This window comes from Bacillus sp. FSL K6-0073 (assembly GCF_038006085.1).
Taxonomy (GTDB): Bacteria; Bacillota; Bacilli; order Bacillales; family Bacillaceae_G; genus Bacillus_A; species Bacillus_A cereus.
The window spans coordinates 5,339,813-5,355,898 of the sequence record NZ_JBBOUN010000001.1 but is presented as its reverse complement, the minus strand read 5'-3'; the positions used below and the strand labels follow the sequence as shown (position 1 = coordinate 5,355,898).

Below are 16,086 nucleotides of genomic sequence, written 5' to 3'. Positions count from 1 at the left end.
TGTTTTTTTATATTTTTAGTTCATCAGCAAGTTTTTCTAATGTATTTCGATCTTGTATATAATATGTTCGGCCTTCTTTTCTTAAATAATTTTGTTGGCAAAACTGATTTAATACATATAAAAGATGACGGTAGCTGACATTTAAATATTCCGAGGCCTCGGTATGCTTTTCTATATAACAATTATTTTGCTCTGTTAATAAAATAAAAGCAGCTAATCGATTTTCAAAAGGATAACTATAGTTTTTTGCGTAATTTTCAGTGCGAGTAATTGTCTTTTCTCCAATAAATTTACATAAGTGCTGTAAAAACGTTGCATCTTGTAATAAAAGTTGCTGACAATCTTTAAGAGGAAGTGCCAAACACACACAATCTTCTAGTACTTCAACGGACTTAGTAATATTTTCTACTCCTATTAATCCTAATTCCCCGATAAAAGATGGTGCTTGAATAAAATTAATTAATGAAACCTTCCCGTTTTTATGACTCATATATATTTTTGCCTTCCCAGAAATTAAGTAATAGAGATAAGGGAGAGCATTTCCTTCGCTACATATCATCTCTTTCGTTTGAAAAGAATGCAGCTCTACATATGGCAAGACATGAAATGAAAATAGGGTATGGAATTGATGGATTCGCATGTATTGATAAATTTCTTCCTCATTTTTGCTGATTTTCATATTTTCACCCCCATGTATAGTATGAGATATCTCCTATTATCTTTACAAGAAGGAATGATACGATTTATGTAAATTTGTTTTTGTAGAAAAGAGAGTGTGATGAGTTTATGAAAAAATATAAAACATTGTTATTTGATGTAGATGATACATTACTAGATTTCCAAAAGGCTGAAAAAGTGGCTTTACGGGTGCTTTTTGAAGAGAAGGGAATCCCTTTAACAGACGAGATAGAGGCTCGTTATAAAAAAATAAATAAAGGTCTTTGGGATGCTTTTGAAAAAGGTCAACTATCACGCAATGAAGTTGTAAATACAAGATTCTCTCTGTTGTTTAAAGAGTATGGAGAAGAAGTAGACGGAATATTATTGGAAAATAATTACCGTAACTACTTAGAAGAAGGAAATCAACTCATGCAAGGTGCGTTTGAATTTATAAATCAAATTCAAGGGGAGTATGAGTTGTATATAGTGACAAATGGTGTTTCTAAGACGCAAGATAAACGTTTGCGTAATGCAGGGTTACATTCATTGTTTAAAGATGTTTTTGTTTCGGAGGATACAGGTTTTCAAAAGCCGATGAAAGAGTATTTTGATTATGTTTTTGAACGGATTCCTAACTTTGCACCTGAAGCAGGGCTGATTATTGGGGATTCATTAAGCGCTGATATTAAAGGTGGATATGTAGTGGGAATTGATACTTGTTGGTTTAATCCAGAAAGGAAATTAAATGATAGTGGGATTATACCGACATATGAAGTGCATAATTTTGAGGAGTTAGAAGCGTTATTAAAGCAGCATGTGTAATAAAAAAATAGGCAGTGGAGCTTTCATCCCCACTGCCTATTTTTATTAATTTTTATTTTCGTTATGTTTTGGGAGCGGAAAGGCATTCCCGATAGCAGCTGCACCAAGCATGGGAAATAGTAAATTAAGCGGGAAAAACATAAGTAATAGTAATGTTATAGCTATTGGCTTTCGTAACGCATAGCTTGAAATTGCTGTCGTTACGATGGCAACAGATGCTACTGGATCTATAGGAAGAATAGATGCTACAGCGTATCCGATACTTGACCCGGAAAATATAATTGGGAAGATATGTCCACCTCGCCACCCTGTGTTCAAACAAACGGCAGTAATGCACAACTTTAAAATCCCTGAAAGAAGTAGTATCCAAAAAGATAAATGGCTCCATTCAACAACTAATTCTTTTAATTGATGTTCCCCTGAAAATAATGTGTACGGAAGAAAAGTTCCCGCAATTCCTAATAAAATACCACCGATAATTCCGAGTGTCAGTTTGTATTCCCTAAAAGGGTGAATTAACTTCTCTAATGTGAATTCTAACTTGAAATAAAAGAAACCAACTATAGCACCGATACTAGCAAGTGGAAGAAATGCAATCCAGTCATTGAAAGAAAGTGCACCTTCCCCGAAATCAACAATAAAGGATCCACGATTATCGAGTTTACTCAGTAGTAAATAAACAGAAAAACCTGCGAAAGTAGTAGCTAAGTATACAATCGCCTTTTTTCCTTTAGAAAAAGCAGCAATTTGTTCCCCTTCATTTTCATTTGGTGCTAAATAACCGAATAATGGTGCGTTAAAAATTACACTTAAAGTAGCGCCAATTCCAATCTCGGTTAGCTCATTCATACCCTTTAAGGCAAATTTAAAGCGATCCCCTACCCATGTGCACAGTCCGCCTATAATTCCAACTAGTGCGGCTTCTGGACCAAGACTAGCTCCGAAAATTAAAACAATAATCGCTGTTAAAGTAGCCTGATGGACAAAGCGATATTCGATTCGACCAGTTTTTTTATATTCAGCCATCACTTCAGGCATAAGGCGTGGGTATGTACCGAAATGTTTTTGTGATAGACCAACAAGGATCCCGCCAATTATTGTTACGCAAAGGGTGTAATAAGAGGGAAAAGAGAGAACTTCAGGCAAGTATCCCCAAATAAAGTGGATTCCAATATTTATTGTGACTAAAAATAACCAGACTGTAGCTCCTACTATAGATCCTAGAAGAATGCCATATAGAGCAAGTATGTACTGCATATCTTTTTTATTTGTCATGTTATACCTCCGTTATGTAAATCTTAGTAGGTAAAAAAGTGAAATATACTAGTGAAAAATGGATTGAATATATATAGTATCTTTTTGAGAAGATGGCCTATTCAACATATAGGCTAACTTTAGGGGAATTTGAATTTATAGGTTAAATTACTTATTTAATTTTATAGACTGATTTGCGGTTTTTAAAGGTCTTTTTTGAAATAGACTAGAATATATTTCTTTTGTTGCTTTATATGAAACTGTTAACATTTATTTTAGAACATTCAGAAAAACTGTTTGACATTAGGAAATTATTGCTATAAAATCAACGGTAATTGCATAGTCTTATCAAGAAAAGGTGGAGGGACAGGCCCGATGAAACCTTGGCAACAGCCGTATAACGGAATTGTGCCAAATCCTGCAGGTAGTAATCCTGAGAGATAAGAAAGAGCCTTTAGAGCGTGTTTTCAAACTGCTCCTTTCTTGTTTTCAGGAAAGGGGCAGTTTTTTATTTTGTATAAAAGAAAGGAGAATGAGAGATGGGAGAATCATGGGGAAAAGGAACAATTTGTGTGCAAGGTGGCTATACGCCAAAAAATGGTGAACCACGTGTTTTACCACTTTATCAAAGTACAACATATAAATACGATACTTCAGATGATTTAGCAGCCCTATTTAACTTAGAGGCAGAAGGATATATTTATACACGTATTGGAAACCCTACTCTAGCTGCATTTGAGCAGAAGTTATCAGATTTAGAAGGCGGTGTAGGAGCTGTTGCAACGGCTTCTGGGCAAGCAGCTATTATGCTCGCAGTTTTAAATATTTGTAGTAGTGGGGATCATTTACTTTGTTCTTCAACGGTTTACGGGGGAACGTTTAATTTATTTGGAGTGAGTTTGCGTAAACTGGGCATTGATGTTACGTTCTTTAATCCAAATTTAACGGCAGATGAAATTACGGCGCTTGCTAATGACAAGACGAAACTTATCTATGCAGAATCGTTAGGAAATCCAGCGATGAATGTTTTAAATTTTAAAGAATTTTCAGCTGCTGCTAAAGAATTAGAGGTACCTTTTATCGTTGATAATACATTAGCAACTCCTTATTTATGCCAGGCGTTTGAACATGGGGCAAATATTATTGTTCATTCTACGACGAAGTATATCGATGGGCATGCGAGCTCCTTAGGCGGTATTGTAATTGACGGTGGAAACTTTGATTGGACAAATGGAAAGTATCCTGAACTTGTTGAACCAGATCCAAGTTATCACGGTGTAAGTTACGTTCAAAACTTTGGTGCAGCAGCGTATATTGTGAAAGCACGTGTTCAGCTATTAAGAGATTATGGAAATTGTATGAGCCCATTCAATGCATATATTAGCAATATTGGCTTAGAAACATTGCATTTACGAGTGGAACGTCATAGTGAAAATGCTCTCGCGGTTGCTAAGTGGCTTGCTAATCATGAACGTATTGAATGGGTGAATTATCCGGGCTTAGATAGTAATGAAAATTACTCATTGGCACAACAGTACTTGAAAAAAGGTGCTAGTGGTGTTTTAACTTTCGGTATTAAAGGCGGATTAGAAGCAGCAAAAGAATTTATCGCAAATGTAAAACTAGCAACTCTCGTAACACACGTAGCTGATGCACGAACTTGCGTTATACATCCTGCTAGTACGACGCATAGACAATTAAATGCTGAAGATCAGCGTTTAGCTGGTGTTACATCTGATTTAATTCGTTTATCAGTTGGTATAGAAGATGTTTCTGATATTATTGCAGATTTGGAAGCAGCTCTAGTTGGGGGCAAAACACATGCCGATCATAATTGATAAAGATTTACCGGCTCGCAAAGTGTTACAAAAAGAAAATATTTTTGTAATGACGAAGGAGCGAGCGGAAACACAAGATATACGCGCTTTGAAAATTGCTATATTAAATTTAATGCCAACGAAGCAAGACACAGAGGCGCAATTACTTCGCTTAATTGGAAACACACCGTTACAATTAGATGTTCATTTGCTTCATATGGAATCACATCTATCTCGTAATGTAACGCAAGAACATTTAACAAGCTTTTATAAAACGTTTCGTGATATTGAAAATGAAAAGTTTGATGGGCTCATTATTACAGGAGCGCCAGTGGAGACCCTCGCTTTTGAAGAGGTAGATTATTGGGAAGAGCTTAAACATATTATGGAGTATTCAAAAACGAATGTAACATCTACGCTCCATATTTGCTGGGGAGCACAGGCTGGCTTGTACTATCATTATGGTGTTCCAAAGTATCCCCTTAAGGAAAAAATGTTCGGTGTATTTGAACATGAAGTTTGCGAGCAACATGTGAAATTGTTACAAGGATTTGATGAATTGTTTTTTGCTCCGCATTCTCGTCATACAGAAGTACGAGAGAATGATATTAGAGGAGTGAAAGACTTAACATTGTTAGCAAACTCTGAAGAAGCAGGTGTTCACCTTGTTATTGGGCCAGAAGGAAGGCAAGTGTTTGCCCTTGGACATAGCGAATATAGTTGTGAGACGTTAAAACAAGAATACGAACGAGATCGTGACAAGGGATTAAATATTGATGTGCCAAAAAACTATTTTAAACATAATAATCCAGATGAAAAGCCGCTTGTTAGGTGGAGAAGTCATGGTAATTTATTGTTTTCTAATTGGTTGAATTATTACGTGTATCAAGAAACCCCTTATATATTGTAAAGAAAGATTGTGTAACACGTGGCAACGTTTTCCTTGTAAAGATCAACCTTTATTTTTCCGAATGTTCAAAATACATTGTTTTTCGGATTTTTTACTCATATAATTTCATCTAAACACAATTTTTGAGGGGTGGACAGTACTATGAAAGAAATTCAAGTTGGGTTATTAGGTCTTGGGACAGTTGGCAGTGGTGTGGTTCGTATTATTACGGATCATCAAGAACGACTCATACACCAAGTAGGTTGTCCAGTGAAGGTAACGAAAGTATTAGTGCAAAACATTGAGAAAGAGAGAGAGGTAGAGGTACCTTCTACTCTATTAACACAAGATGCAATTGAAATTTTAGATAATCCAAATATTGATGTTGTCATTGAAGTGATGGGTGGCATTGATGATGCAAAATCATATATTTTACAAGCTTTAAAAAGCGGAAAGCATGTTGTAACTGCAAATAAAGACTTAATGGCATTACATGGAGCTGAATTATTAGCGACAGCAAAAGATAATAAGGCTGATTTATTCTATGAGGCGAGTGTGGCAGGGGGAATTCCAATTTTACGCAGTATCGTAGAAGGACTTTCTTCAGATCTTATTACGAAAGTAATGGGAATTGTAAATGGAACGACAAATTTTATTTTGACGAAAATGTCAGACGAAGGGAGAGCATATAACGACGTGTTAAAAGAAGCCCAACAACTTGGATTTGCAGAAGCAGATCCAACATCAGATGTAGAAGGTTTAGATGCAGCAAGAAAAATGACAATTTTAGCTACTCTCGGTTTCTCTACAAATGTAGAGCTTGGAGACGTGAAAGTAAAAGGGATTACCTCTATTACAGAGGAAGATATTGAATACAGTAAGAGCTTAGGTTATACAATTAAATTAATCGGTCTTGCAAAACGAGATGGTGAAAAATTGGAGGTTACAGTTGAACCAACTTTACTTCCAAATACACATCCTCTTGCGGCAGTACAAAATGAATATAACGCTGTGTATGTGTACGGTGAAGCAGTTGGGGAAACGATGTTTTATGGACCAGGCGCAGGAAGTTTACCGACAGCTACAGCTGTTGTTTCGGATTTAGTTGCTGTAATGCAAAATATTAGATTAGGGGTAACAGGAAATAGTGCTGTAGTCCCACAATATCAAAAAGTATTAAAAGAGCCAGACGAAATTGTCGTGAAAAAGTTTTTAAGACTGCATGTAAAAGACGAAATTGGTGTATTTGCAAAAATTACTTCATTGTTCTCTGAGCGCGGAGTTAGCTTTGAGAAAATTATTCAAATGCCGCTTGAAGAGAAAGGAAAGGCTGAAATTGTAATTGTAACGCATCGTGCGTCTCTTGCTGATTATGATTATATTCTACATACGTTGCAAGGGTATGAAGAAATAGATTGTTTGAAAGCGAACTATCGAATTGAAGGGGATGCTAAGTAGTATCTCTTACCATAAAACAGAAAGAGCCTATTAAGCAGCTTGCTTAATAGGCTCTTTTCTATTTAAAATCTGCGTACCAAATTGAATAAATGCTTGGATAATCCAGCCTGTTGTAAAGGATAAGATGATTGTTCCAAAATAGATAGGTCCATCTAATAAAAAGCTTAACGTTAAAAATAAAAAGGCTAATGAAATCTCTGTTCTTCTAAACGTCCATTTTTTCTTCTCAGCAACCGTTAAAACGAAAGCTTCTTGAGGCGCTGCACAAAAGTTTGTAGAGACGTAAAGACCAATTCCAGCTCCAACGAATAGATTTCCGCAAATAAGTGTTATATATTTTGGAAGAGAGCGGATAGCGTCCATAATAGTTGTAATGGAACCAATCCAATCAACAAAAAGAGAAATAAGAACCATCGTTACAATTGTACCGATTGTAATTTGTTTTTTATTCCAAAAGAGTACGATAAGTGTAAAGGCAAAGTTAATCATAAAAATCCAAAAACCAATACTTATGCCAAAATTTTGATATAGTGCAATAAAGAAGGAATCATAAGGGCTAAGTCCAAAGGAAGTAATTGTCGTCATCATATTAATACCGATGGCAAGAATGAGTAAACCGCCAATGAAAAATATATATTCTAATTTGAATCGAAGCATAGTTGTATATCCTTTCTAAATGTATTTGCTAGGAAAGGATATATTGTGGAAAGCTTACCAGGTCAAGGGAGAATTTTTGTGAGAAGGGGAAAATGAGATGACAAATATAAGAAAGATTGCTGAACTTGCTGGAGTATCTGTTTCAACTGTTTCACGTGTACTAAATAATCATCCGTACGTAAATGAACAGAAACGAAAAGAAATTCTAGCGATTATAGAAGAATTAAATTACACGCAAAACGTGAATGCAATTCATTTAGTGAAAGGAAAAACGAATGTAATTGGCGTTTTATTGCCACACGTAAATGATCAATATTATAGCGCTATTATCGAGGGGATATCAAAAGAGACAGCCAAGAATAATTATAATATGATGCTTTGCCAGACGAATTATAGCGAAGAAAGAGAACTAGAAATTTTAAATATGTTAAAAATGAAAAAGCTTGATGGGGTTATTATTTGTTCTCGGGCAAATAGTAAGGAGAAGCTTGAAGAATATACGAAATTCGGCCCGATTGTTATGTGTGAAGAAATAGATTCAAAATGCATTTCAAGTGTCCATATCGATTACTACAAAGTATTTTCACTTGGGATGAAAAGCTTAATAGATGCCGGTCATACACATATTGGATATTGTATTGGAAGAAGTAATAGTGTTAATAGCCAAAGACGAAAGAAGGCATATGAAGATTCGCTTCAACAGAGTATCGTAACACCGTTAGAGACCTGGAAATTTGAGGGTTGTTTTACAGTGGAAGATGGACGCAATGTAATTAGAGAATGGGCTCATATGTCAGTAAAACCGACGGCGTTCCTTGTATCTTGTAACCATATTGCAGCAGGGATGGTTACAGAAGCAAAAAAACAAGGAATTCGTATTCCAGAGGATATTACGATTATCGGGTGTGATGATCAAGAGGTGGCAGATATATTGGGTATAACGACGATTTCGCATTCTAGTAAAAACGTTGGAGTAAAAGCGTTTGAATTATTATATGAAAAGATTAATGAAGAGAAATTAGATGTGAAGCATATAGAGTTATTACCAGAGTTAGTAGATAGAGAAACGACATAATTGAGAAGGTGTGAAAATCGCTTTTCAAAATTTCGTTTGGTATAATTATGGACAATCTATGAGGGCTAAAAGGGGTTTTGATATGAGATCAAAAGTAGTAAAAGTAATTCTACTCATTACAATTGCATCTTTCTGTTTATTTGCATATGGCTTTGTTTCAGGTGTAAATGATGTATTAAATCCGAAAGCTTCAAATTTAATTAAAAAGACCGATGTAGTGGCAAAAGAGAAAAAGAAAACGGGAACGTTACAAATCGTTAGTTTAGGTGATTCATTAACGCGTGGCGTTGGTGATAAAGAAGGAATTGGCTATGTTGGGCGAATGAAAGAGGATTTACAAAAAGATTATAAGCAAAAAATTGCATTAACAAATTTAGCAGTTAGTGGTGCAAAAATGCCCGATTTATTAAAACAAATTGAAAGTAATGGCGCTCAATATTCAATTAAGCAAGCAGATGTAATCGTGTTAACGATTGGTGGGAATGATTTGTTCCCAGGCTGGGAATCGCTTGGGAAAATAGATTTAGAGACGTATCGTCCTGACACAGAAACGTTTCAAAATGAAGCAAAGAAAATTATAGAAGAAATTCGTAAATTAAATACAGATAGTCCGATTTTTTGGCTTGGTTTATACAATCCTTTTGAAGATGTAGAAGATTTAAAAGGGTCTTCAAACATTGTTGTGGACTGGAATGCATCTTTAGAGAAGTTAGCGCTAAACGATAAAAATGTGTATATTACACCGACATTTGATTTATTCCAAAACCGCGGGAAAGATTTATTATACTCTGATCATTTTCATCCGAACGAAGTAGGTTATACGTATATGGCAGAACGTTTAGTTCAAAATGTTGTAAGTAAATTAAAACTAGAACAAGGAGGGGTAAAATGACGACGATACTTTCCGTACGAGATTTGAAGAAGGTAATTGGAAAGAAGACTCTTGTAGAGAATATTTCCTTTGATGTAAAGCAAGGAGAAGTGTTCGGGTTCTTAGGACCAAATGGTGCTGGAAAGACGACTACCATTCGAATGTTAGTCGGATTGATTAAGGCGACAGAAGGTACGATTTTTATCGGTGGTTATTCGATTAAGGAAAATTTCAGAGAAGCGATGCGTCAAATTGGGAGTATCGTTGAAAACCCAGAGTTGTATACATATTTAACGGGATGGGAAAATTTAAAGCAATTTGCTCGTATGTTAGGTGATATATCAGATGAACGTATTATTGAAATTGCTGAAATGGTTCATTTAGATGAAAGAATTCATGATAAGGTAAAAACGTACTCACTTGGTATGAAACAACGCCTTGGAATTGCGCAGGCGCTCCTTGGGAATCCAAAATTGCTCATATTAGATGAGCCAACGAATGGTTTAGATCCAGCAGGGATTAGAGAACTTAGGGAATTTATACATAAGCTTGTAAAAGAAGAAAATATGAGCGTGTTTATTTCAAGCCACTTGCTAAGTGAAGTGCAAATGATATGCGATCGCGTTGCTATTATTCATAAAGGAAAGATGATAACAGTTGCCAAGGTTGAAGAATTAATTAAAACAGCAAGTGATCGTGTAGAATGGATTGTTACACCAATTTCTAAGGCGAAAGATATGCTAGAAGCAGCCGAAGAAGTAAGGGAAGTAAGTGTAGAAGGCGAGCGATTACTATGCCGCATGGATATTGCATCTATAAGTAGTTGGAATAAACACTTTGTAGAAAATGAGATAGATGTACATAGCGTTAAGGAGCTTGTATTTACGCTAGAAGATTTATTTATTGAACTCACAAGGGGTGAGCAGCATGCGTGAATTTGCGAATCTAGTTTTAAATGAATCAGAAAAAATTTACCGTAAGAAACGTATTTTTGTTGTCATGCTTATTTTAGCAATCTTGATCCCGCTTTTTGTGTATGCGCAGTATCGTGAAATAGAAACGACACAAAAAAGGCTCGGTACAACCGATTGGAAGGTTTCATTGCAACAGCAAATTGTTGATTCTCAGAACCGGTTGAACAATTCTAGGTTGCCAGAAGAATGGCGTGATTGGTTAAAGGTAAGAGTTGAGCAACAACAATATTATTTAGATCATGATATTAATCCGATGGCACCGGGTGCACCAACTTTTGTCAGAGCATTTATTGAACAAGGAATTACATTATTTATTCCGCTTCTCGTAATGATTGTAGCCATTGATATCGTTTCAGGAGAACGAAGTGATGGGACGATGAAGATGTTACTTACGCGGCCAATTCGGCGCTGGAAAATACTCCTTAGTAAATACGTGACGATGTTATTTTTCATTTCGCTCATACTGTTTCTTGTAGGCTTGTTTGCTTACATATTATCAGGGCTTGTATTTGGGTACTCGGGATGGAATTTACCTGTTTTAACAGGATTTGTTATTGATAAGGAAACGTTAAATACGAACTTTGTGCATCTTATTCCGCAGTGGCAATACATCTTAATGGCGTATGGACTAGCCTGGTTTGTTGCTATCGTTGTCGGAACTATATCATTTATGGTCTCTGTTTTAATTCGTAATACACCAGCTGGTATGGGCGTTATGCTAGCTGCATTAATTGCAGGCGGTATTTTAAGCTCGTTCGCAACATCTTGGGAAGGCGCCAAATATATTTTTAGTGTGAATCTATCATTAACGGATTATTTATCAGGAAAATTACCTGCATTACAAGGTTTATCGATGGGATTTTCTTTGATGAATTTAACTGTTTGGGCAGTTGTTTCTCTTGTTATTTCGTTCGTAGTATTTACAAGACAGGATATGGTGAATTAATTAGACAGGAAGTGACAGTATGGAAAATATTTTAAAGAATGATTGGGAGCCACTATTGGCACCTGAATTCGAGAAAGAGTATTATCTTACTCTATCCAGTTTTTTGACAGAAGAATACAGCACGTATGTTGTTTATCCGAAAGTAGAAGATATTTTTAACGCTCTTCAGTATACAAGTTATGAAAATACAAAGGTTGTTATTTTAGGACAAGATCCATATCATGGACCGAATCAAGCGCATGGTTTAAGCTTTTCTGTACAACCTGGTGTTAAAACACCACCGTCATTGTTAAATATGTATAAAGAACTTCGAGATGAATATGGTTATGAAATCCCGAATAACGGTTATTTAGTAAAATGGGCGGAACAAGGAGTATTATTACTAAATACCGTATTAACAGTTCGTCAAGGCGAAGCAAATTCTCATAAGGGAAAAGGATGGGAGCACTTCACAGATCGTGTAATTGAACTGTTGAATGAACGTGAAAAGCCAGTTATTTTCATATTGTGGGGGCGCCATGCGCAGGCGAAGAAGAAGTTAATTACGAATCCGAATCATCATATTATCGAATCTGTACATCCAAGCCCATTATCGGCAAGACGTGGTTTCTTTGGTAGTAAGCCATATTCTAAAGTAAATACGATTTTAGCTAATATGGGCGAAAGAGAAATTGATTGGGAAATTCCAAATTTATAAATAGAAAAGGTAGTTAACAGTCGTTAACTACCTTTTTATTATTATTGTTGCTCGTTCTTTAATTTTGCATCTAGTACAAAAGTGCCAAATGGGATAACTGATGAAACAAATGCTCCAAGTGCCCATAAAATTGATTTACGGTGTACGATTGTTACTTGAATTACTGCAAAGATGAATAGAATAAATAGAACACCATGAGCCATGCCTGTAATTTTAACAGCTGTTGCAAATCCTGCGAAATATTTCAATGGCATTGCTACAAATAATAGTAATAGGAAAGAAATACCCTCAACTAGTCCAATTGCTCTTAATCGTCCGATTGGTGTAGATAACATAAAGTAGCCTCCTTTAACGTATGCTTGTATATAGTAAATTTGTATTCTTTTTCAAAATAAAATAGTCTATTTTGTTTCATTATATACAAAAAGAAAGTTTACACTACGAGAATAGTGCAAAGTTCAAAATATAGTCACAAAAGCATGAGAATTTAAATAAAAACCTATTTGAAGCATTTGACTTCAAATAGGTTTTGTGAATGAAAATATTAAACAAGTACATCCGTTTTTAAAACGAATTTCTCTACAACTTTTGCAACACCATCGTTCATATTTGTATCTGTTACGTAGTTTGCAATTTCTTTAATATCATCAGGTGCATTGCCCATTGCAACGCCAAGACCAGCAAATTCAATCATCGCTTGGTCGTTATAGCTATCGCCCATTGCGATAACTTCTTCACGCTTAATGCCAAGCTTTTGAATCAGTTTGTTTAAGCTCGTTCCTTTTGTAACACCAGCTTCAGTAAATTCTAAGAAGAATGGTTTCGAACGCATCACGCTTAATTGGCCTTCTAGTTGTTTTTGTAGTTTCTTTTCAACTTCAACAAGGCGTTCAGCCTCTTTATTCATTAATACTTTTACTACTGGCTCTTTAACAGCAGCCTTAAAGTCATCTACTACAACAATTGGCATACCAGTAATATCGCCCTCAATTTCAGTATAAGGATTATTTTCTTCTGTTACGATATCATCGCCCATATAAGTATGAATCCATACATCTTCAGTTTTACTAATTTCAAATAGGTTGTGAACGATTTCAGGAGATAGCGTACTACTAAAGATTTCTTCGTTTGTTTTACAGTTAATAATTTTTGCGCCATTAAAAGATAGAATGAAACTGCCATATTCTTCTAAACGAAGTTCTTTCGCTACATTGCGCATACCGAATGTTGGACGTCCAGAAGCAAGTACAACTTTTACACCTTGCTCTTGTGCAGTCATTAATGCTTCTTTCGTACGAGGTGAAATAGTATGGTCATCACGTAATAAAGTATCATCTAAATCTAAAACAATCATTTTATAAGTCATATAGAAAATTCCTTTCTTTAATTGAAATCAAAATACATGTTCATGAAGAGATTGAGGAATAATAGTAAGACATCAAACCTCTTTGAAAAGAAGTAGATAAATTATTATGAGTGTGTTGCTCATAATATTGGTTAATAATCATTGGGGATGAATAAAACCCCAATGATTAAAGTTTGATTTTATCGTAACAACTCTAAAGGTAGAGTGCAATAATGGAAGTTTTCCAATTTAAGATATTTGTTTTGCTGTGGAACGAGAAAATAGTATTTCTAGCAAGATTGCCATTACAGATCCAAGAACGAGACCATTACTTAAAAACGATGCTAGAAATGGTGGAAGTGTGGAATATGCTCCTGCTGGAACAAACATAACTCCGACTCCTGTAAAGATTGAAAGACCGGCTACTTTAAATAATCGTTCTTTATCCTGGACAGTTTCGTATTCTCGAAAGGCGAGGCCAATCATGCTTGCGAATACAGGATAAATAGCGGCATAACCAACTGCAACAGGGATTGCTGCAAAGAATGAAGTAATCTTTGGAAATATACTAACGACAATAATAAAGCTTGACCCTAATATAAACGGGAGACGTTTATAAATATTAGTCGTTGCAATAAAACCTGCTGATCCAGAAATAGCGACAGGCCCAATAGCTGAAAATAGGCCGCCTAGCAATTGGTTGATTCCTGTTATAATGCCAGCTTGTTTAAAACGATCTGATGCAGCGTTTTCTTCATATTTAGAGACAACCTTTTGTACAACACGAATACTTGCTAACATATTTGTTAGAAGTAAGAGTGTAACGAAAATGACCGTAATTACCATGTTCCATTCAACACGAGGCATTCCGAAAACAAATAAGGATGGAAAACGGATTATGTCTGTCACTGGTGTTATTGGATTAGATAATCCGAAGCATGCGAATAATATCCAGCCGCATACGATACTGAAAAGAACGGAATATTGTCCAATAATAGGTAGCTTCATGATGAAAAAGGATAGTAAAATAACAATGAGTGAAAGAATAAATACGTTAGATTGTACTTCTGTATGTTTTCCATCAAGGCCAAACATTCCCTTTAAGAAGGAGCCACTAAGCTGCGCGACAAGAAGAAATAAATACGTTCCAATGACTGTCGGTGTAAAATAGCGAACGAGTTTATCAATAAGTCCAAAAACGCTAAGAATAATACAAATAATACCGCTTAATAAGAAAGCATATTGAAGAACTTTAAGTGTCTCATTATTTGATCCAAATAGTACGACGCCTAAACTTGCGTAAAGGGAGAAAATTCCCCACCAAAGGCCAGCAGGACCTTCTTGAATAGGAAGTTTATGCCCAAATATAGCTTGCAAGAGACCAGCAAAACCTAGAACAAATAATGTTCTTTGTACGAATGCGATGGCTTCAGCGCCATTAAGACCATAACTAGTTGCGACACTAATTGGTACAATAAGGCTTCCAGCTAAAATAAATAGTGCCCATTGTAAGGCGGAAAGAAATGTCTTCATTATATCAACCTCTTTCATAGATTCCGTATCTAGTATATACGTATTTTATTTCCACTGGCAAAGATTGTAGATAGAGAAAAGAGTTGAAACACGGTATGAATGCACGTAAGCAATTATGGATAGCAGTTATATGTATGACTTTTGTTGTAATTCTAGGAACGATAGGATTTATGACGATTGAAGAGATTAGTTTGTTTCAAGCATTTTGGATGACAATGATTACTGTATTGACTGTTGGATACGGAGATGCCGTTCCTGTAACGCAAGCGGGGAAAGTATTTGCGCTTCTTATTATTCCTGTTGGCGTAGGTATTGTTACGTATGCAATTGGGGTAGTGGCAGCTATGATTATTGAAGGGAATTTATTTCATGCAGTACGGAGGAAGAAGATGGATAAACAAATAGCGCAGTTGAAAAATCATATTATAGTATGTGGTTGCGGTAGAGTGGGGCTTCAAGTTGTACATGAATTGCAAGAAAAGAATATTCCATTTGTCGTTGTTGATAAAGATGAAAGTATATTGGAGCAGGAAAAGCTTTTATTTGTACATGGAGATGCAACGGAAGATCAAGTATTACATAATGCCGGAATTTTAAAAGCAGCTGGTTTAGTTGCTATTGTTGCAAATGATGCCGAAAATGTATTTATTACATTAACAGCAAGAGGGTTAAACGATACGATTAAAATTGTGGCGAGATCTGAAAAGCCAGAAACTGAAGAGAAATTAAGGCGTGCTGGTGCAAATAAGGTTATTAACCCATCTAGTATGGCGGGTATTCATATCGCAAAAGGTATTGCAAATCCATTAACCGTTCATTATATTGATACAGTGTTGTATGGAGTAGAACAGTCATTTGTCATTGAAGAAATTCTAGTTGGAAAAGATTCAATATTAGTTGGTAAATCGTTACTAGAGAGTAATGTAAGGAATCAGTTTGATGTAACAATATTAGCGATTTCAAGAAATGGGAATATTATACATAATCCAACAGGGCAGGAAAAATTGAAAGAACGTGATATGATAATAGTATTTGGTTCAGTAGAAAAATTGGGACAATTCGAGAAAGAATTACAAAGTACGAGGTGA

16 protein-coding genes and 1 riboswitch are annotated in these 16,086 nt (G+C 35.6%); of the genes, 10 read left to right on the top strand and 6 right to left on the bottom strand.

The features are described 5' to 3' along the window. Positions 1–7 precede the first annotated feature (7 nt). Positions 8–679: a transcriptional regulator YeiL gene (locus MHB52_RS27725; RefSeq protein WP_000703322.1), complete on the bottom strand. Its 672-nt coding sequence runs from the start codon at positions 677–679 to the stop codon at positions 8–10. Between the two features lie 107 nt (positions 680–786). Between MHB52_RS27725 and MHB52_RS27720 the strand changes: the two genes are divergently transcribed. Continuing rightward, entirely contained in the window at positions 787–1,482 is a 696-nt protein-coding gene (locus MHB52_RS27720; RefSeq protein ID WP_061664271.1) for a YjjG family noncanonical pyrimidine nucleotidase, read from the top strand. Between the two features lie 45 nt (positions 1,483–1,527). On the opposite strand, the gene MHB52_RS27715 is transcribed toward MHB52_RS27720, so the two are convergent. Beyond that, entirely contained in the window at positions 1,528–2,757 is a 1,230-nt protein-coding gene (locus tag MHB52_RS27715; protein WP_061664272.1) for a chloride channel protein, read from the bottom strand. A 321-nt stretch (positions 2,758–3,078) separates the two neighbouring features. Beyond that, positions 3,079–3,183: riboswitch (SAM riboswitch) on the top strand. Positions 3,184–3,275: 92 nt separating this feature from the next. Between MHB52_RS27715 and MHB52_RS27710 the strand changes: the two genes are divergently transcribed. From MHB52_RS27710 to MHB52_RS27700, 3 genes are all read left to right on the top strand, one after another. Further along, positions 3,276–4,574 (top strand): bifunctional O-acetylhomoserine aminocarboxypropyltransferase/cysteine synthase, encoded by a 1,299-nt coding sequence (locus tag MHB52_RS27710; protein WP_061664273.1) that lies wholly within the window; start codon positions 3,276–3,278, stop codon positions 4,572–4,574. Further along, on the top strand, positions 4,558–5,463 hold the full coding sequence (gene metA / locus MHB52_RS27705; protein WP_001121538.1) for a homoserine O-acetyltransferase MetA: 906 nt from the start codon (positions 4,558–4,560) through the stop codon (positions 5,461–5,463). Before MHB52_RS27710 ends, metA begins: the two co-directional genes overlap by 17 nt. Before the next feature lie 141 nt (positions 5,464–5,604). Further along, entirely contained in the window at positions 5,605–6,900 is a 1,296-nt protein-coding gene (locus tag MHB52_RS27700; protein WP_061664274.1) for a homoserine dehydrogenase, read from the top strand. 30 nt (positions 6,901–6,930) lie between these two features. Here the strand turns inward: MHB52_RS27700 and MHB52_RS27695 are convergent, their stop codons facing one another. After that, positions 6,931–7,557 carry a YczE/YyaS/YitT family protein gene (locus tag MHB52_RS27695; protein WP_016118964.1) on the bottom strand — a complete coding sequence of 209 codons (627 nt, stop codon included), beginning with the start codon at positions 7,555–7,557 and terminating at the stop codon, positions 6,931–6,933. A gap of 97 nt (positions 7,558–7,654) precedes the next feature. Here MHB52_RS27695 and MHB52_RS27690 point away from each other — a divergent pair, with 97 nt between their 5' ends. The 5 genes from MHB52_RS27690 to MHB52_RS27670 are packed head-to-tail and all read left to right on the top strand — an operon-like array spanning position 7,655 to position 12,120. Next, positions 7,655–8,632, top strand: a complete 978-nt coding sequence (locus MHB52_RS27690) for a LacI family DNA-binding transcriptional regulator (protein ID WP_016118963.1) — start codon at positions 7,655–7,657, stop codon at positions 8,630–8,632. 10 nt (positions 8,633–8,642) lie between these two features. After that, complete coding sequence (locus MHB52_RS27685) at positions 8,643–9,524, top strand: SGNH/GDSL hydrolase family protein (protein ID WP_002022849.1); 882 nt, start codon at positions 8,643–8,645, stop codon at positions 9,522–9,524. After that, positions 9,521–10,438: an ABC transporter ATP-binding protein gene (locus MHB52_RS27680; RefSeq protein ID WP_016118962.1), complete on the top strand. Its 918-nt coding sequence runs from the start codon at positions 9,521–9,523 to the stop codon at positions 10,436–10,438. Before MHB52_RS27685 ends, MHB52_RS27680 begins: the two co-directional genes overlap by 4 nt. Continuing rightward, entirely contained in the window at positions 10,431–11,423 is a 993-nt protein-coding gene (locus MHB52_RS27675; protein ID WP_001206477.1) for an ABC transporter permease subunit, read from the top strand. Before MHB52_RS27680 ends, MHB52_RS27675 begins: the two co-directional genes overlap by 8 nt. Before the next feature lie 19 nt (positions 11,424–11,442). Then, positions 11,443–12,120: a uracil-DNA glycosylase gene (locus MHB52_RS27670; protein WP_061664275.1), complete on the top strand. Its 678-nt coding sequence runs from the start codon at positions 11,443–11,445 to the stop codon at positions 12,118–12,120. A 41-nt stretch (positions 12,121–12,161) separates the two neighbouring features. On the opposite strand, the gene MHB52_RS27665 is transcribed toward MHB52_RS27670, so the two are convergent. From MHB52_RS27665 to MHB52_RS27655, 3 genes are all read right to left on the bottom strand, one after another. Continuing rightward, the gene (locus tag MHB52_RS27665) at positions 12,162–12,455 is read right to left on the bottom strand and encodes a DUF3817 domain-containing protein (RefSeq protein WP_000953396.1); all 294 of its coding nucleotides are present in this window, start codon (positions 12,453–12,455) and stop codon (positions 12,162–12,164) included. A 209-nt stretch (positions 12,456–12,664) separates the two neighbouring features. After that, positions 12,665–13,486: a Cof-type HAD-IIB family hydrolase gene (locus tag MHB52_RS27660; protein WP_000221382.1), complete on the bottom strand. Its 822-nt coding sequence runs from the start codon at positions 13,484–13,486 to the stop codon at positions 12,665–12,667. A gap of 228 nt (positions 13,487–13,714) precedes the next feature. Then, on the bottom strand, positions 13,715–14,998 hold the full coding sequence (locus tag MHB52_RS27655; protein ID WP_061664276.1) for a purine/pyrimidine permease: 1,284 nt from the start codon (positions 14,996–14,998) through the stop codon (positions 13,715–13,717). A 95-nt stretch (positions 14,999–15,093) separates the two neighbouring features. Here MHB52_RS27655 and MHB52_RS27650 point away from each other — a divergent pair, with 95 nt between their 5' ends. Further along, complete coding sequence (locus tag MHB52_RS27650; protein WP_000993984.1) at positions 15,094–16,086, top strand: potassium channel family protein; 993 nt, start codon at positions 15,094–15,096, stop codon at positions 16,084–16,086.